The organism is Methanobrevibacter sp., assembly GCF_030539875.1.
GTDB lineage: Archaea > Methanobacteriota > Methanobacteria > Methanobacteriales > Methanobacteriaceae > Methanocatella.
Genome location: NZ_JAUNXI010000018.1, coordinates 14,840 through 36,018, shown reverse-complemented (window position 1 = coordinate 36,018; position 21,179 = coordinate 14,840). Strand labels below are relative to the sequence as shown.

17 protein-coding genes and 1 pseudogene are annotated in these 21,179 nt (G+C 31.8%); 14 read left to right on the top strand and 4 right to left on the bottom strand.

Annotation, left to right across the window (positions count from 1 at the left end; all coding sequences use genetic code 11):
• From Q4Q16_RS07575 to Q4Q16_RS07545, 7 genes and pseudogenes are all read left to right on the top strand, one after another.
• A pseudogene (locus tag Q4Q16_RS07575) lies at positions 1–583 on the top strand (TetR family transcriptional regulator); the annotation flags it as partial.
• Entirely contained in the window at positions 580–2,706 is a 2,127-nt protein-coding gene (locus Q4Q16_RS07570) for an Ig-like domain-containing protein (RefSeq protein ID WP_303347121.1), read from the top strand. The pseudogene Q4Q16_RS07575 and the gene Q4Q16_RS07570, both read left to right, overlap by 4 nt.
• Before the next feature lies 1 nt (position 2,707).
• Entirely contained in the window at positions 2,708–5,524 is a 2,817-nt protein-coding gene (locus Q4Q16_RS07565) for a hypothetical protein (protein WP_303347120.1), read from the top strand.
• A gap of 1 nt (position 5,525) precedes the next feature.
• On the top strand, positions 5,526–7,652 hold the full coding sequence (locus Q4Q16_RS07560) for a hypothetical protein (protein WP_303347119.1): 2,127 nt from the start codon (positions 5,526–5,528) through the stop codon (positions 7,650–7,652).
• A 22-nt stretch (positions 7,653–7,674) separates the two neighbouring features.
• On the top strand, positions 7,675–8,355 hold the full coding sequence (locus tag Q4Q16_RS07555) for a cysteine peptidase family C39 domain-containing protein (protein ID WP_303347118.1): 681 nt from the start codon (positions 7,675–7,677) through the stop codon (positions 8,353–8,355).
• Between the two features lie 374 nt (positions 8,356–8,729).
• Positions 8,730–9,035 (top strand): translation initiation factor eIF-1A, encoded by a 306-nt coding sequence (gene eif1A / locus Q4Q16_RS07550; protein WP_303347117.1) that lies wholly within the window; start codon positions 8,730–8,732, stop codon positions 9,033–9,035.
• A 27-nt stretch (positions 9,036–9,062) separates the two neighbouring features.
• The gene (locus Q4Q16_RS07545) at positions 9,063–9,836 is read left to right on the top strand and encodes a serine protein kinase RIO (protein WP_303347116.1); all 774 of its coding nucleotides are present in this window, start codon (positions 9,063–9,065) and stop codon (positions 9,834–9,836) included.
• Positions 9,837–9,988: 152 nt separating this feature from the next.
• Here Q4Q16_RS07545 and Q4Q16_RS07540 read toward each other — a convergent pair whose 3' ends face one another.
• The 4 genes from Q4Q16_RS07540 to Q4Q16_RS07525 form a co-directional block, all read right to left on the bottom strand.
• Entirely contained in the window at positions 9,989–10,153 is a 165-nt protein-coding gene (locus Q4Q16_RS07540; RefSeq protein ID WP_303347115.1) for a hypothetical protein, read from the bottom strand.
• Between the two features lie 676 nt (positions 10,154–10,829).
• Positions 10,830–12,947 (bottom strand): SAP domain-containing protein, encoded by a 2,118-nt coding sequence (locus Q4Q16_RS07535; protein ID WP_303347114.1) that lies wholly within the window; start codon positions 12,945–12,947, stop codon positions 10,830–10,832.
• 309 nt (positions 12,948–13,256) lie between these two features.
• A complete protein-coding gene (locus Q4Q16_RS07530; RefSeq protein ID WP_303347113.1) occupies positions 13,257–13,403 on the bottom strand; it encodes a hypothetical protein in 147 nt (48 codons plus the stop codon).
• Complete coding sequence (locus tag Q4Q16_RS07525) at positions 13,403–13,534, bottom strand: hypothetical protein (RefSeq protein ID WP_303347112.1); 132 nt, start codon at positions 13,532–13,534, stop codon at positions 13,403–13,405. Before Q4Q16_RS07525 ends, Q4Q16_RS07530 begins: the two co-directional genes overlap by 1 nt.
• A 236-nt stretch (positions 13,535–13,770) precedes the next feature.
• Here Q4Q16_RS07525 and Q4Q16_RS07520 point away from each other — a divergent pair, with 236 nt between their 5' ends.
• The 7 genes from Q4Q16_RS07520 (at position 13,771) to Q4Q16_RS07490 (ending at position 21,155) form a co-directional block, all read left to right on the top strand.
• Positions 13,771–14,391 (top strand): KH domain-containing protein, encoded by a 621-nt coding sequence (locus tag Q4Q16_RS07520; RefSeq protein WP_303347111.1) that lies wholly within the window; start codon positions 13,771–13,773, stop codon positions 14,389–14,391.
• Between the two features lie 294 nt (positions 14,392–14,685).
• The gene (gene top6B / locus Q4Q16_RS07515; RefSeq protein WP_303347110.1) at positions 14,686–16,392 is read left to right on the top strand and encodes a DNA topoisomerase VI subunit B; all 1,707 of its coding nucleotides are present in this window, start codon (positions 14,686–14,688) and stop codon (positions 16,390–16,392) included.
• An 8-nt stretch (positions 16,393–16,400) separates the two neighbouring features.
• Positions 16,401–17,495, top strand: a complete 1,095-nt coding sequence (locus tag Q4Q16_RS07510; protein WP_303347109.1) for a DNA topoisomerase IV subunit A — start codon at positions 16,401–16,403, stop codon at positions 17,493–17,495.
• Positions 17,496–17,600: 105 nt separating this feature from the next.
• The gene (locus Q4Q16_RS07505) at positions 17,601–17,873 is read left to right on the top strand and encodes a metal-sensing transcriptional repressor (protein WP_303347108.1); all 273 of its coding nucleotides are present in this window, start codon (positions 17,601–17,603) and stop codon (positions 17,871–17,873) included.
• 58 nt (positions 17,874–17,931) lie between these two features.
• Positions 17,932–19,761, top strand: a complete 1,830-nt coding sequence (locus Q4Q16_RS07500; RefSeq protein WP_303347107.1) for a cation-translocating P-type ATPase — start codon at positions 17,932–17,934, stop codon at positions 19,759–19,761.
• A gap of 78 nt (positions 19,762–19,839) precedes the next feature.
• A complete protein-coding gene (locus Q4Q16_RS07495; RefSeq protein WP_303347106.1) occupies positions 19,840–20,019 on the top strand; it encodes a heavy-metal-associated domain-containing protein in 180 nt (59 codons plus the stop codon).
• Positions 20,020–20,138: 119 nt separating this feature from the next.
• Complete coding sequence (locus Q4Q16_RS07490; RefSeq protein ID WP_303347105.1) at positions 20,139–21,155, top strand: phosphorylating glyceraldehyde-3-phosphate dehydrogenase; 1,017 nt, start codon at positions 20,139–20,141, stop codon at positions 21,153–21,155.
• The last annotated feature ends 24 nt before the right edge of the window (positions 21,156–21,179 follow it).

Sequence of the window (21,179 nt, the reverse complement as noted above, 5' to 3'; positions counted from 1 at the left end):
ATTCGGTCAATGCGAATATGATTTCTATTTTGATAGTGATAAGTATGGTTCTTGGATGAATGCTTTCAGAGCCGGATACATGAATTGTAGTGATTCCTCAGATGCATTAATTGCTCTTGCTCATGCTTGTGGTTTACCTGCAAATAAAGTTCATGGGCATTGGGGAAGTGTAGGTCATTTCTGGGCAAATGTTGCCGGGCACAAAATGGACACTACTGGTTGGATGAATCAGCGTAATTGGACACCTGCCGCTAGTCATGCAGGACCTGCTCAAAGAGGTTTGACATTTGGTGAATTTGTTGATGCCATTAAATCTGAAAATGATTCTACTGTTGTAGTGGATAACAACTCTAATGATGAGGATGTTGAGATTAAAGGTAAAGTAACAGTTGAACATATTCATAAATTCATTGATTTGCCGGAAGGTGTTTCTGCTGAGGAAGTTGCAAGATTAATCAATGAAACTACCAGTAGTGATAATTGGATTAAAAGTTTAGCAAATAATCTCCGTTTTCAGTTGGCAGATTTAAAAGCTAAATCGAAAATTGAAGGTAAACAAAAAAGGAGTAGAGGGATAATATGAAAGAATATGTAGTTTACTCAGAGAGTAGTAGGGGGTTGGGTAATGTAATGAATAGTGATAATCAGTTAGAACATATGGAGGGCAGCAATTGCTCTCCAATTCTAACTGATACTATTTTTAATCATGATAATCTTGATTTGCCCGTTTTTGAAATAAAATTAAATGGGGAAAAAGCATATGTTAATGTGGAATTGATTCCTGCTGAGGGTGTTGCTCCAAATGAAAGTTTGACTTTGAAAGCAACATTAAAAAATAGTGATGATGAATTTATTGATAATGTACATGTGTTTTTCTATGAAAATGATGTGTTATTGGGTTCTGATGAAACAGTGGATGGTGTTTGTGAGTATGAATACTCAAGTGATGTTCGTGGAGAACATATTATTGTTGTTAAAACAAATGATGAGTTGCAGTATGATGCAACAAGCACAAATGTTACTGTTTATGTTTATTATAACACAAGTATTGCTTTAAATGTATATCCTAATGTTATAGATGTTGCAGATACCGTTGTTGTTAATGCTACTCTTTTACGTGATGATAATGTTCCCATAAGTGGAGGTGTTGTTGAAATTTATAATGATGATACATTATTAAATTCAAGCATCACTGATGAACAGGGAGGATGTTTGAATTATTATAATGCTCATGATTTAAAAAGAGATTATGGGAGCGATTTAAATTTTAAAGCTGTTTTTAATAAAACTGTTGAGTATTTGCCTTCACAATCCCCTATTGTAACTAAAACCATAAAATTATCTGAACCATCTATTAATTTACACTATCCTTCGGCACAGTATAATACTGGAGATACTATTCCTCTAACTTTTTATGTAACTGATAAAATGGGTAATCTTTTAGAAGGTATTGAATTGATTATTGATATTTTGGATACTCAATATACCGGAGTTACTGATAATAATGGGCAATTTGTTCTGAATTATATTGTTTCATCTAATGGAGATATGGTTGTGGAAGTAAGTTCGGTTGAAAATAACTATTATTCTTCAAAAACTATCTCTGAAACAGTTACTGTTGGAAAATTAAATACTGTTACTTCTCTAACAAGCAGTAATAGTTCATCAAGTATTAGTTTTATTGAGGATTTCACATTATCTGCAACCGTATCCTCAGAGGATAATCAGACTATCAATGGCACTGTTAGTTTCTATGATGATGATAAATTATTAGAAACTGTATCATTAACAGGTAATGTTGCTAATTATAATTATTCTGCTACTGAAATTAAAGAACATACTTTTCATGCAGTATTTAACGAAACAGATGAGTATAATTCATCTCAAAGCAGTAATGTTGTTGTTAATATCATTAAAGATAAACCTCTGATTACTGTAATTACATCAGATATTTACTCTGGTTGGAAAGTAGGAGCTATTCTAAAAAATAGTAAAGGTACTGTATTGGCTAATAAGTCTGTTGTGCTTAGTGGGGCTACAAGTGGAACATTAACTACAAATATTGAAGGTAAAGTGACAAAAGCATTTAATGGAACAGCAGGTTCTAGTTACACTATAACTTACAAATTCAATGGAGATTCTAAATATGAATCAGTTAGCATTTCTAAAACATTTAAAATATTATCTCCAAAAACAGAAAGCAAATGTCCTGGAACATGGGATGTTGCTGCGGAAACAACCTCCACTCGCAGTTGGACAGATGCTTACACTGACTGTAATACGAATTATGCAAGATGTACAAACATTGCAACTTCATCTGGAAGTCATAAGAAACCTTGCTTACTATCAAAAGTTATTAAATTTTCATTGCCTTCTGGTTGCACAGTAACAAATCTTAAAGCAGATTGGAAAAGCCAACTTGTTAAATATACGAGTGGAAGTGGGTATGCTTCAATCGGTGCTCCAACAATCACTATTTCAGGTGATGGGTCAGGTTCAACTCATACAAAAACTGCAGGAACTCCTGGAAAAGGCACATATGTTTCAGGAACATTCAATTATTCAGGAGCAACAGCTGCCGGTTTGAATGATGGAGTTACAGTTAAAGCACAATTCCCTGCAAATACAAGTGGTGAAATAGGACAAATATATTTCATTGGTGTTAAATTAACTGCAACATATATTCCTGCACAGGGGGCGATATAGAATGGTTACAGTTGAAAAATATGCTCAAAGCATCACACAAACAAGTGGATCATATAAAGGTGAGAAATATTATCGTAAATGGACTAATTTAGATAATCTTAAAAGTGGTGTTAATTGGGCTAATTGTGGTGTTACAAGTAGTAATAATGATTATACTTTAATTGGAGGTAAAACGGGTACTTGGAACAGACCCAGCACCATTAGTCTTAAAAATTTTGGTTTTAATATCCCTGCTCATGCTAAAATAACTCGTATTCGTGTAGGTTATACTCATCGTAAAAATCGTATAGGTGGTGCTTATGGTGTTTTTGCTTCCCCTACGATTTCATTATTAACTACAAGTTATAATGCGAAAGGATATGCTGTTCCAACAAGTAGTAAAAGTTTCGTTACAACTTTTAGTAATGTTGATATTTCACCATCTAAAATCAATAATGGTAATTTTGGAGTTAAAATTAATTATCCTGCAAATAGTAGTACTAATCCTGCACAAATTCAGTTAAAAGATGTTTGGGTGGAAGTTACTTATACAGATTTTAGTTTTAGTATTAGTTCTTCAGCAATGCAAAATGAAGAATATCTTGTTGGGGATTCTGCAGAAATTAATCTTTCATTAACTAGTAAAACTGGAAATATAAGTTCATATGCTTCGAAAGTTAGTTTTTCATTACCTTCAGGTGTTGTTTTTAAAGAAAAAACAAGAGGGAATGGTGTTTTTACAGTTAATGGAAATGTTGTCACCTGGCAAGGTAATTTCCAAAACACTAAATCCATTAATGTAGGCTTTAAAGTATTATTCACAACAAGTGGGAACAAATCATTACTTTTCAGAGAATCAACAACAAATACAAGTACTAAAACAATTTTTAAAGTTTCAGATAATCGTATAGAGTTGTATGTTGATTATGATGAGGTGATTAATAGTGGTGAAGATGGTGAGCTTCTGGTTTCTGTTGTTTCAGAAAAAACAACTAATACTTCCTCACCAGTTAATATTAACTTTCCGGATAATTTTGAGGTTTCACTTCTTAGTGGAAATGATCAAGTAATTTTTGATGGAAATAATTATGTTTTTACTCCTGAGTTATCTGAACAAAACGTCTCAGAAATGGCATTTAAAATAAAGTGCCATATATCTGGTAATCATACTTTCACTACTGTTTTTGAGAATGTTACAAAAAACTATAATATCAAAATTAAAAACAGTGAATTAACAATTCCTTTTTTCTCAAAAATAGTGTTAGATGAGAAAATTTTAGATCGTTTGGGAGATGGGAAAACATATACTGTAAGCAGTGTATTTAAATTACTGCTTGATGTTGATAATATTAACCTTTTTGACCCATACAATAACAATTATCGTTTAGGTGTTTTTAATGGTGAAAAATATGATGATTTTACAGATTCAGATTATTTAAATTATACTTATTTCTCTGAATCCGTTAGTGCACCTAATGTTGAAGAGGAATTAAGTGTTGATTTTATTTATCACTCAGAATATCCTGTGATAATTTTTATTACTGGAGAATATCTTGAAGCAAATGCAAGAGCATTTAAAATACAATACACTTATCCTTGCTTGATGGAAACAGAATTTATTGTGAATCGTGAAGCACCCGGTCTTTTCCCTTATCCAATAAAACAAATAAGCAGTAGTGATGATTTTTGTGTTGCGAATGTTCCAAGCAATAAGAGTACCAATCCAATTCGTGTGTATGGTTTCGATATATCTGGTTTGGCATTAGAGAATAATGTAGTTATCCAAGGAGTTAGTGTTGATTTTGATGTTAATTGTGATTCAGAATTTGCATTACTGATGAAATTAGTGATAAATAATAAAACTGGTCAAAGAAGCATTAATGTCAATCCCACAACTGATTCTCAAAGTATTGGTGGGGAATTTGACTTATGGGGTCTTAGTTTCGATGATTTCCTTGATGGTAATCTTGATAATTTTGAATTAGAACTAAACCTGCTGAACGCATTTAACTATGATAGTTACATTGAACTGAATAATATTAAAGTCACATTCCATTATCTTGAAGTAGAAGAATCACTGGTAAAATGTCGTGTGAATGGTAAGGATGTGAGATATTATAATATGTTCCTTAATACTGTGAAAATTCCTGCAGGTACTGAAAATGAGGTTAAATACTTGGATGTTGACGGAACCGATTCAACAATAGCATATCGTAGCAGTATTCAGAAAAAAGAAATTGAAATTGAATTTAGTGTTTTTGGTTGTACCATAACAGAAACTGCAAAATTCCTTGAACGTATTGGGAGATTATTTGCTAATGAACGTGATAAATTCAACAAACCTATCTTAAATACTATTGAATTTTCACATTATCCTGATAGGATTTGGGAATTCATTACTGAAGATGCAATTGATGCTAAGGCAGAATCTGCTAATTATGATGGAACTATAAAATTAATTGTCCCATCTGGTACTAGTATCAACAAGAATATGAATATTTCTAACGCATACGGTGTGAATAATAGTATTGCAAAAGTCAATCCTGAAATTTACGTTGTTGCATTGGAGAATACGGTAGTTATTACTGAAGACAGAAGTAATCAGGAATTAATTATTCGTGGCAATAACATTGTTAATAAATTATTACGAATTGATTGTAGCAATCGTGAAGCATATTTGCTTGAAGATAACCCTGATAATGCTGAAGAGTATGTAAATATAAACATTACTTCTGATGTTGATATTAATTGTGACTGGTTCGTCATACAAGGAGAATATAGTTTCAACTGTAATAACACTGCAAATATACAATCTGTTAGATTTTTTGAAAGGTGGTAATGTGAGTTTCACAGTATTAATACTAAATCAACAAGAAGAACCGTTAAAATATCTTGATACTGAACAATTGGAAATAAAACAAGTCAGCGAAATAGGAGAACTACAGAGGATAACTATAACTTATCCTCTTGACACTGCAAATATTAATCTGACAAAAGAATTATTCAAAATAGGTAATAAAGCATGGGTTCCTGAAAAAAATTGTTTAAATGGTTGTTTATATGTAATTAGTAATTCAATCAAATACGATTACTGGGACAAGAATAATGTGGAATTGGAATTGGAAGAAGTGCTTGTCGAACTAAATTATGTTGAACTATTTAAACAATATTCTGCTGAAACAAAAACAATTAACAGGACATTGCTAGAGGAACAATTTGGGAATTATTTCAATATAGGTGTTGTCGAACCATGTATGGGCAGTAGAGGAAATGTCGCACTAAATGGTACAATGACTAAATTAGGGCTTTTACGATACATTGAAGAAGAAACAAGCAATATTTTCAAAACAAGATATGAAAAAGACACAGAAAATAATATTATACACAGATACCTTGATTTTTTACAACCATCACATGCAGGTATTGAACACGATAGAGTTATAGATTTAAACTTCAATGCCGAAAATATTGAACATGAAATCACAGAATCCGATACATACAAAGCAATTGCTCCAGTATTAAGTTTAAATGGAAGTGGAGAAGCTGGTGAAGTAACACGTGCAGATCTACAAACAATCATCAACGAATGGAATAATCTTGTTGTTAGCAAAGGCACTAACATTCCAATGATTATTGAAAAATCAACTGACGAAAATAATAATGTTATTGAAACAGTAACTGCTTATTGGGCAGCTCCATTTGAAAAACGAGCTAATGAATTATTTATTCGGGACGATGTTGAAACCGAAGTGGAATATAATACGATCCTATCAAAAGGTGAAAATCCCACTTCACTAATACTTCCCAAGATTGGTGTAATTCAAACATCAGAAACAAACAAATATGTTATTTACAATAGATGCGCAAATACTTTGATTGATAAGAGATACCCTAAATTAAATCTTGAAGTTGACTTGAAAGATATAACTCAAATTAACGGAGATAATAATTTTAATGTGTATGATAGATTGTATGTGAAAGTACCGGGTTATTCTAAGTTAGTAAGAGTTCAAATTTCGAAAATTGAAAAAAACCCGCACTTACTTGGAGAAACTAAAATCACTTTAGCTAATGCAGACATCGGAACGAGAATTAATCAAAAAGCAACAAGGATCACTGCAAGCAATACAACTATTAAAAAAGGAGGATTTGTCACTGCAGTATTAAAAACTGAAGATGAACTACTCAGTGATAAATTATGTTCAATCAATATAACCAAACCTGAGACCACTATAACAACTACTAAAAATGTCACAACTACAACTACTTCTGAACTTAAAGAAGGTACCGGAATTCATGTTTACATGAATACTGATAACATTAATTCAAAATCAAGTGATAAAAAATTAATGAATGATATAGCAGATTTATTGAGGAAAAGAGGATATAGTGTCACAGTTGGTGGAATTGGTCCATCCACACATTATAAGGATATTTCAAAAGTTAAAAAGAAGGGCATCTATTTCACACTGTATGGTGGGCTATGTGCTGGTACTTTAAAAGAACAATGTTATTCTTCTCATTATCATTCAGTTCTGAAAAAGAAAAAAGCAAAAATGGTTATAGGTTTGTATAATCGGGTATTAACTGATAAGTTTCTTCCAAGAGCTCATGATGATAATTTCAGCCCATCAAGTTTTAAAGGATGGAATAAACCTCGAACCAATCTATTGAATGCAGGTATTGGGATTGCAGAAGGCAAGTCTGCAAAAGAAATCGCAAGTAATTTTCCTGGTTTCAAGAATAAACCATCAGCTAAAACTACAACAAAGAAAACAACCAAACCAGTCACTACTACAACAACTGAAAAAGCAATAACTAAAACATACACTGCAAAAACAGATGCGGAAGGAAAATTTAAAATAAAAGTTAACTTAAATCCGGGAGATTATGCCGTTAACTTCAATTTCGGTGGCGACATTGAATATGGTGCATCTAGTAAAGAAATTACATTAAAAATAAAATAAATTAAAGTATGAGGAAAAGAATATGGTTAAATTTAGCAAAAAAGAAATGAATAAAGCATCAAAGATTATAAGAACATCTATAAAAAATAACAAAGGATTGCCATCATCAGTTACAATGACTGATATGGCTGGTAAAAATCATAAATTAAACAAAACACATTATAACGGATTATTTGAAGCACAAAATGTCTTCATACGTAAGCATGGAAGGTATCCCAATTATGTCACTTTAAATTCAACAGCTAACAATCCTTTAGTGTTGGATTATCAGAATAATGCATATAATTGCGGACCAACAAGTCTCTCGATGGCTATTCAAATGTTATACAGCTACATAAGTGAAAAGGATTGTGCTAAAAAATGCAAGACTAATCATAATGGTACCAGTCCAGAAAATCTTATTGCTGGTGCAAAAAGTCTTGGTTATAAAGTAACAAAAATTACCAGGATTTCATCCGCAGTGAAAAATAATTTACGATTAGGCAAAACAGTAATTGCACATATTGAAACTGGTGGTAAGACCAAACCATCATGCTTAGGTTATGTGAATAATTACGGCCATTATATTTTGATTTATGGCGTATCTGGTGATTCATATCTTGTGGCTGATCCGACAAAAGGATTGAAAAGGTGTAAGTTTTCACAGATTGATAATGCCACTAATGGCAGGTCTATCAATTATTACAGTGTAACTCCAATATAATTCTCATTTTTTTTTACGATGATGTATGTCTAAAAAGTCATCCAGTTAGTAGCCTCGAATGTGAACTTGGATGTAAAAAGTTAGTTGGCCAGGACCATTATTTTTTTGTTCCTGGTTTATTTTTTTTAGTGATTTATTACTTTTCAAATTATCTCTCTTACAACCCTCTCGGAAATTATACTATTTTTTTTGTTCATTTAGTATTATACGAACAGTTATTTTTAACCCATCAATAAACTATTTTTAGAAGTACTCTCAAATTATATAAATAGAGCATTAAAAATAGGATAAATTTATAATACATATATTGATAAATATATAAATAATTTAATCTTATAGAGAGATACATTATTTATAATTTTGGAGGAGAGTATTTGTCAAAACCTAATCAAAATCAACAACAAGAATACAGAAGAGTGAGAACCCCTAAAAAAGGAGAAATCCCTGGAGTGGTAGAACAAATCATGGGCCATGGGAAATTAAAAGTTCGTTGCGCTGATGGACATATGAGAATGACTAGAATCCCTGGAAAAATGAAAAAACGTATTTGGATTCGTGAAGGAGACGTTATTCTTGTAAAACCATGGGATTTCCAATCTGATGAAAAGGCTGATGTGATTTGGAGATACACAAAAACCGAATCAAATTGGCTTGAAAGAAAAGGCTACTTAAAAATGTAGTCTAATAAACTTATTTTTTTGATTATAATGGATTCCAAAATAGCAAAAGCTGATGAAAAACACAAAAAAATACATTCCCGCAAAAGAAAAAAAGATAGCTCCGATAGAAAAGTGGGAAATGAAATTTTTGATAAAATAACATTAGAAACATTATATAAATTTGCTAATCAGGGATACATTAATATTTTAAATGGAGCCATAAGTACCGGAAAGGAAGCCAATGTACTTACAGGCGTTACTGACGATGAGAAATTCATAGCCGTAAAAATTTACAGAATCGCCACATCTGATTTTAAAAAAATGGATTATTATCTTAAGGGAGATCCTAGATTTAACCTTAAAACTAAAAATAAACGAAAAATAATCTATTCATGGGTTACCAAAGAATATAAAAATTTAAAAAGACTTGAAGCAGCAGGAGTAAATGCGCCCAAACCGATTACAAGCGCCAATAACATACTACTAATTGAATTTATTGGAGATGAAAACGGAAATCCTGCACAGCCTGTAAAAAACCAGCCACCAAAAAATCCTGAGGAATTCTTCAATAAGCTATTAGTAAACTTAAAATTATTTGTAAATGAAGCAAAACTGGTACATGGGGATTTGTCAAATTACAATATACTGAATAAAAATGAGGAACCTGTGATTATTGATGTTTCACAGTCAGTAGTTTTAGACAATCCAATTTCAAAGGAACTTCTTGAAAGAGACATTAACACACTTGTTCGCGAATATACCAAACTTGGTGTTGAAACTAGTTTTGAAGAAATCTGGGAATATGTTGGACCAGCCTTTTGAATCGTTCATATAAAAAAATAAGAGAAAAATAAAGGCCAAAATCTATCCAATATTTTCTAAATTGCACTACTTTAAATTTTCATCCAATAACCTTGGACCTTTAGGATTTTTGCTACTTACCACTTTTCGTCCGGTTCGATTTTCCAATTCCCTTAAGGCACTACAGGCAATGTTTCCACTATCTCTTGCAACAATTTGCTTTCTTTAAAGCCCTGAGGATTTTCGGTTTTGGTGATTTCAGTAGTGGCCAACTCTCCCAGCATACAAATAACCAGTTCGGCATTGGTCATGTTATCGCGAAGGTTCTCCTTTTTCACCCTTTAATCTTTTTATGCTCCCTAGTTGTTATGCCAAAAGATGCTTGACTAATCTCATTGGCGAGTATTGCATATTCTTCACCTTTTTTTAAACACATGCCCTACCATTCAGCAGTCAAATCCTTTCTTATTTCAATGCGCCCCAATCTTTGAGTAATCCATTCTTCGCTGTTGCCTTTTTCACGAAAAGTGGCAACCGCCCTTCAATAGCCATTTCTGGATCTGCTATCCCACCAGCCTTTCACTACCCATTTGAGCCGGCAACTGCTTGAATGGTTCGGCATTTGGAGAAGGTATAGACTGGATGATACGAAATAGTTGTTTTGCAGTAGCAACATCTGTTCACGCATTTTACCATCTTTAACAAGCATTTTCAACCTGTTACAAATTGTAACACTTTGAGCCCCTTCATCATAACCTGCTTTTAATTTAATTGACAATAGTCTTTTTGGTGAAAATCATAATTAAATCAATGAGGGAGCATTTGAAAAGTAATCGCAACACCCACATTTTAAAGAATTTGTAGAATTGTTTCACATTAACTGTTAAAATAAGCAATGAAATTATAAAAGACTTCCACAAATTTAATTAAGTAAAAAAAATCAAATGTTACCTGCAGAAAGGTTATCATGATAAGTTTTAAAGACATCAATAGTTTTGGATTAAACTAACTAAATCATTTAAAATAATCATTTAAATCTGTTTGAATAAAATTATCATTATTCATTTTTCCAAAATATCTATCTTTAAGTTCTGCATTAATCAATTCCAAATTTTCATTATCATTAATCAGTTTTTCAAGAAGAATTATAGCCTCATCTTTTGAAACAATGAACTTATTAAATTTAAAATAATCCCAAGATTCTTCAAATGAATCAAATATTGCTTCAATTGAAAGTTCATCTTTCAATAATCTCAAATTATTTATATTTTCTTTGTTTAAAGGCAAAGAACGAGCATTAAAAGACATATCTAAACAAATTGAATTGATTGTCAAACAAAATCTTCTCATTTCCCATTTTAATGCCTCATCTAAATTTTCATCCAATTCCGAAAATATTGCTTTAGAAGAAAAACAATCCATTAAATAATTAAAATCCATATCCTTTTCAGCTAGTTTAATATGTTCATCAAGATATTCAGAAACAATTTCATTGAAATTCCCTTCAGCAGCATTATAAAATCTGTAAAAGTCATCGAAATCAAAATTCCTTAAAAATTCAATGAACAGCCCAATCCAGGAATATTCATTTAAATAATTTTTACCTTTTTCCGTTAAAAATAGTTTATCAGAAATAAATTCATTAAAAGAGATATCATTTTCGGCAATTCTGTCAATGAGTTCTTGTTTTCTTCCTGAAACCTTCAGCCCATTTGCTCTTAGGATATCTTTTAAATCATTTACTGTTAACTCATTATTAGCAAAATCAAACCAAGTTTCTTTTGTGATTTCATAAGTGACATATCCCTCTTCAAATAATAAATCGGCAAATATATTTTGAGGCAATTTCAAATCATTTAGAATGAGAAATACCAAATCTAAATTATGATATTCATCTATGAATTTCAAAATTTTATATTGATCCAAATCATAGCTTGTAGGGCATTCTTTTCCATAATCAATGTCTTCAAGTTTGTATTTCCTATCAAATATTTTGAATAATTCTAACAAACTAGAAACCCCCGTGTCTTTATCGATGATTAATCTATCTTCAAAATCATCATCTATAAAATCAAAATCATCTCCCTCATCTTCATAAAACAGATTATAACCACAAATTTGACAGGATTCATCTGATAAATTTATCGGATTACAACAATAAGGACACAAATTAGCATTCATCTCCTGAATATTGAAATGATCGATTTGTGAATCTAAATCGTTGATAAAAAAATTAAAACGGGTAATGATTCCATCATCGGTGACTTCGCCTCGTTCATATTCCCCAGTTAAAATATCTTTAATATTTTTAGCCTTATCTTCTGAAATAATATCCCCATCAATCAAGTCTTGCATATAATCTGAAAATTCATCATCATAACCTATGATTACCTCAAAACCAAATTGAGACTTTGGCAATCTTTCTTTTAAATCAATCATCATTTGAGTAAATTCGTCAGAATTTTGCAAAAATAATTCTTTGATTTCATTAAAATAACTTTCATTTAATGATTTACGTTTTCCATACTCATTAAAATCATTTTCAAGTTCTTCATGATAATAAATTACATTCTTTCCAGGAGTTGAAATATCCATAAGAAACAAACTAGAACGAACATTTAAATCATAAATATTAGAAGACATTATCTGACCATCATCAAATTTTTCATCGGAATTAGATAAAATATCTTCATTTTTAAAATCAAAACTAATAGCACTAGCTACAATATTTTCACTTAACTTAGATGCAAATCCATAATGAATTAAAATCTCAACAATGTTTTTTGTCGGCTGTAAAATACTTAATGTATTTCCTGCTGAAAGGAGTATTATAATTTCTAATAAAAATAAGGAATATCCTCTAAATTCCGGCAAGATATAAATCTCATTTAAAACGAAATTAGTCATTGAATTTAATTCATAAAAAGCAAATCCTACAACTTTACTTTCAAATAATATTTCTTTAAATATGTCGCCAAACTTATTTTCCAGTATGAAACCTTCATTTTGAATAGATTCATAAATATATCCATAATCATTTTTTAAAATAGATTCAACATCCAAATAATCAGACAAATCATTGTGAATAATTTTAGGATCATCATCCTTTCTAATAATAAATTTTGTTGTCATGAACACCCTGTCAGATAATTGATATAATATATTTTAAAATTATCCATCAAAGAATAAAAAAGTTACTATAATTTCTGCCAAGGGACAAGACAAGGCAAATACTATAAAAACCCATATTCTTCAAAAACAATTATACAAATTATAACTTGGGACTTCAACAATTTGAATAATGTTAAACTCACATGCCCTTTGGTAATGGTCATTTTCCAAGTATTCATTAAAATCATCCAAAAAATACTCAATATCACTTGCAGTAGTTTCACATTATTCTAGGATTTTCTTAATATATTCATCTTTAGCGTTTATAGATTATAACCCAATCCTTTGTATTCGATTTAAAAAATCCTTATTGCGACTGCATGATGAAACTAAATCAACATGGCATTTGAATTCATCTTCCAGATTACTGGCTAATGACCTGTATTGAATCAAAGAAGCCACATCACCATCATCCATTATAAAGTCCAAATCACTATCAACAGTTGCATCATGTCTAGCATAAAATCCAAAAATGCCAAGCTGTTAACACCATGTTTGATAGCAATTGGAGCGGTTCTTTCAATGATTTCCTCTATTGTTAATATCATTAAAAACACACTGTTAAATTAATTATAATTAATAATGTTTTTCAAACGAAGATAAAATAAATATTTTTTCAATCTTGAACTTAATCTATCAAAAAGCATATAAAGTTAAAACAGAAATGTTACAGAAAACATTGCAAGTAAAAGTTCTTTTTATACTGAATATGTTAATCCTAAATTTTAAATAACTTCGATTAAATAATTATTATTAATTTTAATTTAAGAAAAAAGGTGAAAATATGCCAGAAACAGATTATTTAAAAGTACCTCAAAATAGAATAGGGGCATTAATTGGAAGCAAAGGAGGAGTTAAAAAAGCCATTGAAAAAGCAACAGGAACTATTCTTGATATAGATGGTGAAGAAGGAACAGTTTATATCACTCCTACTGAAGACATGGATGATCCATTAGGCGTTTGGAATGCAAATCATATTGTTAAGGCTGTAGCCAGAGGATTTAATCCTGAAGTTGCATTAAAATTAGTTAGTGATGATGTTTATTTAGAAGTAATCAGCTTACCGGCATATATCGGCAAATCCAAAAAAGCTCTTGCAAGACACAAAGCCAGAATTATTGGAAAAGACGGAAAAACACGTGAAATAATCATGGATCTGCTTGAAGTCGATATGGTGATATATGGTAAAACAGTTTCATTAATTGGTGAAATGGACAATATAATGATTGCCAAAGAAGCTATTGAGATGATATTGAAGGGTTCAAGGCATAAAACAGTTTACGGGTTTTTAGAGCATAAAAAAGAATCCTTGAAAATGAAAGAATTCAAAGATCTCGTTGGAATTGAAGACGATAAAATCGAATTCAAAGACGGAATTGAATTTGACGAAAATATGTTACAGTAACATCTTAATATGTTACTATCTTTTCTTTTTTTTACAAAATTAGCATTATAATGCAATTTTCATATAAAAATTATATTCATAATAGAAAACTATTATATACTTTAACTAACATATATAGATAGTGTATTGAAAATACCATATTTTCTACATATTTTGAACTTATTATTTTAATAGATATTTAGACAAGTTAGATAGGGTAATGTAAAAATATTAGTTTTCAAATGCTCTCTAACATTATTTAAATATAAAACCTCACATAATAAAGTTAAACATATAATTTTAGGAGGAAATTTTTTGCCGAATCAAGAACCGGGAACCGATTGGAGAAATGATTTTAAGCACTTAACTCCATCAGAGTTCTTTAGGAAAAATAAACAGATGTTAGGATTTACCGGTAAAATCCGTTCACTGACTATTGTATTTCACGAATTAATTACAAACAGTTTTGATGCAGCTGAAGAAGCAGGAATATTGCCGGAAATTGATATTGAATTAAAAAGAATTGACAAAGAACATTATATTCTCAGACATAAAGATAATGGCCCAGGTATTCCTGAAGATTATGTAATGAGAGTGTATTGTAGTATGTTTGCAGGATCCAAATTCAGAAACATACAATCCAGAGGACAGCAAGGATTAGGTTGTAGTGGTTGTGTATTACTCTCACAGATGACTACAGGTAAACCTGCCCGAGTAATTTCATGTTACAAAGAAAATGGAAATATTAAAGGAGTAAAAATGAAATTCCAGATGGATGTTAAAAACAACCGCGGAATTTTAATGCAAAGAGAGGAAATCCCTGCAGAAAGTACTGGAGTATGTATTGAATTACAATTTAAAGAAGTTTCTTACTCTCTTGCAGAACAGGGTGCTTTTGAATACATCAGAAGAACCATGATTGGAAACCCTCATGCGAAAATCACATTCAGAGACCCGTCAGGACATAAATATATATTTAAAAGAGCTGCAGACATAATTCCGGTTCTTCCAAAAGAAGTGTTACCTCATCCTAAAGGAGTGAGTGCAGACGACATAATGACAATGGCACAAAACACAGACAGCAGAAGATATAAAAGCATGCTGACCTCTTCATTATCCAGAATGTCCAATAAAAGAGTTGACGAGATAAGTGAAGTCACAGGAATTGACATGAACAAACGTCCAAAAGACATGACTTTCCAAGAAGCAGAAGCAATTGTTCACTGCTTTAAGAAAATGAAATTCATGGCCCCTCCAACTGACGGACTTATACCAATCGGATCAGAGCAAATCGAAAAGGGTATGAAACAGATTCTCAAACCTGAATTTGTAGAAACAATTACAAGAAAACCGGTAACTTATCAAGGAGGTGTTTCATTTATCATTGAAGCAGGTCTCGCATATGGCGGAGACGCCGGTAGAATTGTAAATGACCAAAGAAAATCCGAGATTATGAGATTTGCAAATAGAGTTCCATTAACTTTTGATGCTGGAAGTTGTGCTATTACAGAAGCTCTTAAAAGCATTGACTGGAAACGTTACGGCCTTAAAGATTTAGACAACACTCCATTAACTTTATTTGTAAACATTATTTCAACACAGGTACCTTACCTTTCAACTGGAAAACAAAGTGTATCTCCTGAACCTGAAATCGTTCACGAAATCAGACAGGCAACCATGAAATTGGCTCGTAAACTTCAAAAACATATAAGAGCTAAAAAAGCGGCAAAAGAAAAAGAAAAACGTTCCAAAGTATTTGAAGATTATATGCCGGTAATCATCGAAGAAGCTGCAAAACTTGGAGAAACCGGAGTTCCTGAATACCAGGAAGTCTTGGCAAAAGTTACCAAAAGAGCTCTTGCAGAATTGCTTGGTGAAAATGTTGAAGAAGAAGAGGAAGAAGAAGAAATTGAAGCAATCATTATGGAAGAAGTTGATGAAAGAGGATATGCTGTTGAAGAAGGAAATAGTACTCTTGATAATTTCACAGAAGAAGATATTGACGATGGATTTGAAGACTAGGTGATTAAATGACTGAAGTAAAGGAAGATAAAAAATCTCATAAGGAAGTTAGAAAAGAATACACCTACAATAAATTAAAAGGATTAGGTCAGGAAATCATTGAAGAAATTGAAAAGCAAAAAGTTCCTTCAATTAAAGTTCCTTCCAGAGGTACAGGAAACATTGTTTACGATGATGCTAAAAGATACTACGTGTTAGGAGACAGATACGGTAGAAGATCTTTAGGAAATGTAAAGCAAATAAGAAAATTAGGTCAAATGGTATATGTTGCCAATTTCTGTAAGGATTTGGTTGCACGTGAAAAAACAGCTACAATCAGGGAAATGTATTACGTTTCCGAAGGATGGGGAATAAGTTTCAAAACACAGCAAGAATCAAACATTGTCGGAGAAGATTTAGAGGTAACTCTTGGAACAACACGTGAAGACTTAGGTTTAATGCCTGAAGAAGACGGAGCATCCGTATATGGAGACATCACATTATTAGATGACGATGTTGAAATTAATGCTGCAAAAGCTGGAAAATCCGGTTATACCATTTCACCAACCATTGACCAGGTTGAATTCTTAGACTGCGGTGTTGAAAGAGTTATCGCTGTGGAAACCATGGGGATGTTTCATAGGATGGTTCAGGAAAATGCTAATAAAAGATTCAACACATTAATTGTTGGACTTAAAGGACAAGCCGCACGTGCTACAAGAAGATTCATTAAAAGAGTTAATGAAGAATTAGGTTTGCCTGTTTATATTTGTAACGACGGAGACCCTTGGGGATTCCACATTGCACAGGTAATTATTTCCGGAAGTGCAAAATTAGCTCACGTTAACCATGATTTGGCAACACCTGATGCTAAATTTATGGGAGTAACTGCATCAGATATCATTAATTATGAGTTGCCAACAGATAAACTCAAAGATGTTGATGTAATGAGACTTAAAGAGCTTGCAAAAGACCCAAGGTATAAAAGTGATTTCTGGCAAACTGAAATCAAAAAAATGCTTAAAATTGGTAAAAAAGCAGAACAGCAATCTTTCTCCAAATACGGGCTTGAATATGTAGTAGACACATATTTCCCACAAAAACTTGAAGAGATGGAAAATTAAATTTAAAATTTTCCTCCCTTATTTTTTTTATTTTTTGAAATATTTTTAAGAAACTTTTATATACTAAAAAATTTATATACCCTAACAGGTATAGGTTGTGTTATTATGAAACAATGTATGGATACAGATAATCTCCATCGAAGATTAAAAAAAATCATCGGCCAATTAAATGCCATTGACCGTATGATTGAAGAGGATATTCCTTGCGAACAGATATTAATGCAAGTAAATGCATCAAAATCAGCACTGCATAAAGTTGGACATATTATTGTTGAAGGCCATTTAGAACACTGCGTTAAACAAGCTATTGAAAAAGGAGATGCAGATGAAGCCTTAGGTGATATTTCTTCAATTTTAGAATATTACTCCAGACTTTAATTTTTTTTAAAATAGGTTTATACCCCATATGGTATATTTGGATGTGAGGTCAGTTGAAATGAATTTAAAATTTAGCAAAAAAGAAAAAATAGACATAATCATAATATTAATCTCAACAATAAGCCTTGTTGCGGAATTCATATTGTCAATTAATCATCTTTCCTGGATTTCAATAATGCTGTGCGGAATTCCCATATTTAAAGAATGTTTAGAAGGATTAATTACAGAATTTGATATTAAAGCAGATTTACTTGTTTCAATAGCCATCATTGCATCAGTTATCATAGGTGAAATATTTGCAGCAGGAGAAATTGCAACAATAATGGCGATTGGAGGATTTTTAGAAGAGTATACCGTATCAAAAACACAGGGAAAAATAAAAGAACTAATAAATATGACTCCGCAACTTGCAACAAGAATAAAAAACGAAACAGAAGAGAAGATAGCTATTGAAGATGTGAATGTGGGAGATATCTTAAAAGTTCTTCCAGGTGAAAGCATTCCTACTGATGGAATAATAATTAATGGTGAAACTTCAATTGACCAATCAACACTAACAGGAGAGTCTCTGCCAGTGAATAAGACCACACATGATGAAGTATACAGCGGAACCATTAACCTTTATGGTTCTTTTATCATGGAAACAACAAAAATAGGTGAAGACAGCTCCATACAAAAGTTGATCAAATTAGTTGAATCTTCAAAACCAGAAAACGCAAAAATTGTAAAAACAGCAGATAAATGGGCAACATTGATTGTAGTAATTGCATTTACAGTTTCAATATTAACATATTTATTCACATTCGAAATAACAAGATCAGTAACAATATTGGTAGTTTTCTGCCCATGCGCGTTAGTTTTAGCAACACCAACTGCAATAATGGCCGCAATAGGCAATTTAACAAAATATGGGATTTTAGTAAAAGACGGGGAGTCAATAGAAGAATTGGCTTGTGTTGATGAATTAATATTTGACAAAACCGGAACATTAACTAACGGAACACCAAAAGTCGTCAAAGTAATTTCTGAAAACCCTCATGAAATGATGCATTTGCTAGCTTCACTTGAATCAAAATCAGAACACCCCTTAGCAAAAGCAATTGTTAAACACTATAATAAAAATGATTTAGAAGAAGTTATGGAATTTAAAATGCATATAGGAAAGGGAATTACAGGCATGATTAACAAAAGAAAAATAACTGCAGGAAATAAACGATTATTGAAATCAGAAAAAATTCCAATAAAATTCGATGATGAAAACAAAAATGGAGAAATAGAAATATTTGTTGCAAAAGAAAAGGAAGTCATGGGGAAAATCATACTTGCAGATACAGTGCGGGAAAGCTCCAAACAAACAATCTCCAGTCTAAAAAAATTAAGAATCAAAACAACACTGCTTACAGGAGATAACGAAAAAACTGCAAAATCAATTGCAAATCAGGTAAATATCCGAAACATCAAATACAATTGCTTACCTGAAGATAAAACCAAATATATTGAATGTGAACAAAAAAAGAAACACAGAATTGCAATGATAGGTGACGGAATAAATGATGCACCTTCCCTTAGAAAATCAAATGTTGGAATAGCAATGGGGAAAATTGGAAGTGACATTTCTCTTGAAGCTGCAAAAATAGTATTAATAAAAGACAATATAGAACATATTCCACATTTAATCGAAATATCCAGAAAAACCATAAAAACAATCACTATTAGCATTGCCTTTGCACTGTCTTTAAACATAATAGCTATGGCATTAGCAGTTTTAGGAATTTTAAATCCGATAGAAGGAGCTTTAATCCATAATATAGGATCGGTAATTGTTATAATCTATTCTTCACTGCTGATTAAATATAAAAGTCAGAACATAGACTATATACCTAATTAAAAATTTAAATATGAAAATATTCAAAAATTAATTTATAATATAGAAGGTGATATTATTAGTGAAAAAGAAATCAAAGTTGTGGGTATGCACTGTCCTTCCTGTGTAAACGCTGTTGAATTGTCATTAAAAGATATTGATGGAATTGATGATGCAAAAGCGGATCTTGATTCCGGAATTACAACTATTTCAATGTCTGGCGACGTAAGTGATGCTGATATTGAAGAAGCTGTTAAAGAAGCCGGATTTAAAGTAGAATAAGTCTACTTACTTTTTTTATTTTTTCATATTAACAAATATCAAATTTTAAATAATTTAAACAACAAATTTTAGTTCATATAATATTTTTTTAAAATCATATTAATAAAAAAGGGATTAAAATGAAAACTGTTGCTATAAATGGTTATGGAACAATCGGTAAGAGAGTGGCTGATGCTGTAGCTGCTCAGGATGATATGAAAGTAATTGGTGTAAGTAAAACTAGACCAAACTACGAAGCAAAAACTGCAGTTGAAGAAAAAAACTATCCATTATACATTGGAATTCCGGAAAGAGAACAAATGTTCAAAGATGCAGGAATTGAAATAGCCGGTACTGTTGAAGACATGATTCAGGAAGCAGATGTGGTTGTTGACTGTACTCCAGGAACTATTGGGCCGCAAAACCTTGAGATGTATAAAAAGGCAGGAGTTAAAGCAATTTACCAGGGCGGAGAAGACCACGAGTTAACTGGCCTTTCATTTAATGCTATTTCCAATTATGATGATTCATACGGTGCAGATTATACCAGAGTAGTATCCTGTAACACTACAGGATTAACCCGTACATTACATACTATTGATTCAGTTGCAGATATTAAAAAAGTTAGAGCAGTGATGGTAAGAAGAGGATCAGACCCGTCTGAAATTAAAAAGGGGCCTATTAATGCAATTGTCCCAAATCCTCCGAAAGTACCTTCCCACCACGGGCCTGATGTGAAGACCGTTATGAAGGGAATTGATGTTACAACTATGGCATTGCTGGTTCCAACCACATTAATGCACCAGCACAACATCATGGTTGAAATTAATAATGATGTAGAAACCGAAGATATCCTTGAAACTTTAGAAAAACGTTCTAGAGTCATTGTTGTTTCAGCAGAAGAAGGACTTGGATCTACTGCAGAATTAATGGAATATGCTAAAGAACTTGGAAGAAACAGAAATGACTTATATGAAATTCCGGTTTGGAGAGAATCCGTCAATGTTGTAGGAAACGAATTATTCTACATGCAAGCAGTGCACCAAGAATCCGACGTTGTTCCTGAAAATATTGATGCCATCCGTGCACTTTTAGAAATGGAAAGTGACAACGAAAAATCAATTGCTAAAACCAATAAGGCTATGGGAATATTCTAAATTCCCCTTTTTACTATTTTTTAA

Bases quoted from the DNA above. Each gene is read 5' to 3' on its own strand.
- Q4Q16_RS07570 (WP_303347121.1), top strand. From the start codon at position 580: ATGAAAGAATATGTAGTTTACTCAGAGAGTAGTAGGGGGTTGGGTAAT.
- Q4Q16_RS07565 (WP_303347120.1), top strand. From the start codon at position 2,708: ATGGTTACAGTTGAAAAATATGCTCAAAGCATCACACAAACAAGTGGA.
- Q4Q16_RS07555 (WP_303347118.1), top strand. From the start codon at position 7,675: ATGGTTAAATTTAGCAAAAAAGAAATGAATAAAGCATCAAAGATTATA.
- Q4Q16_RS07545 (WP_303347116.1), top strand. From the start codon at position 9,063: ATGGATTCCAAAATAGCAAAAGCTGATGAAAAACACAAAAAAATACAT.
- Q4Q16_RS07535 (WP_303347114.1), bottom strand. From the start codon at position 12,947: ATGACAACAAAATTTATTATTAGAAAGGATGATGATCCTAAAATTATT.
- Q4Q16_RS07530 (WP_303347113.1), bottom strand. From the start codon at position 13,403: ATGGATGATGGTGATGTGGCTTCTTTGATTCAATACAGGTCATTAGCC.
- Q4Q16_RS07525 (WP_303347112.1), bottom strand. From the start codon at position 13,534: ATGATATTAACAATAGAGGAAATCATTGAAAGAACCGCTCCAATTGCT.
- Q4Q16_RS07520 (WP_303347111.1), top strand. From the start codon at position 13,771: ATGCCAGAAACAGATTATTTAAAAGTACCTCAAAATAGAATAGGGGCA.
- Q4Q16_RS07510 (WP_303347109.1), top strand. From the start codon at position 16,401: ATGACTGAAGTAAAGGAAGATAAAAAATCTCATAAGGAAGTTAGAAAA.
- Q4Q16_RS07505 (WP_303347108.1), top strand. From the start codon at position 17,601: ATGAAACAATGTATGGATACAGATAATCTCCATCGAAGATTAAAAAAA.
- Q4Q16_RS07500 (WP_303347107.1), top strand. From the start codon at position 17,932: ATGAATTTAAAATTTAGCAAAAAAGAAAAAATAGACATAATCATAATA.
- Q4Q16_RS07490 (WP_303347105.1), top strand. From the start codon at position 20,139: ATGAAAACTGTTGCTATAAATGGTTATGGAACAATCGGTAAGAGAGTG.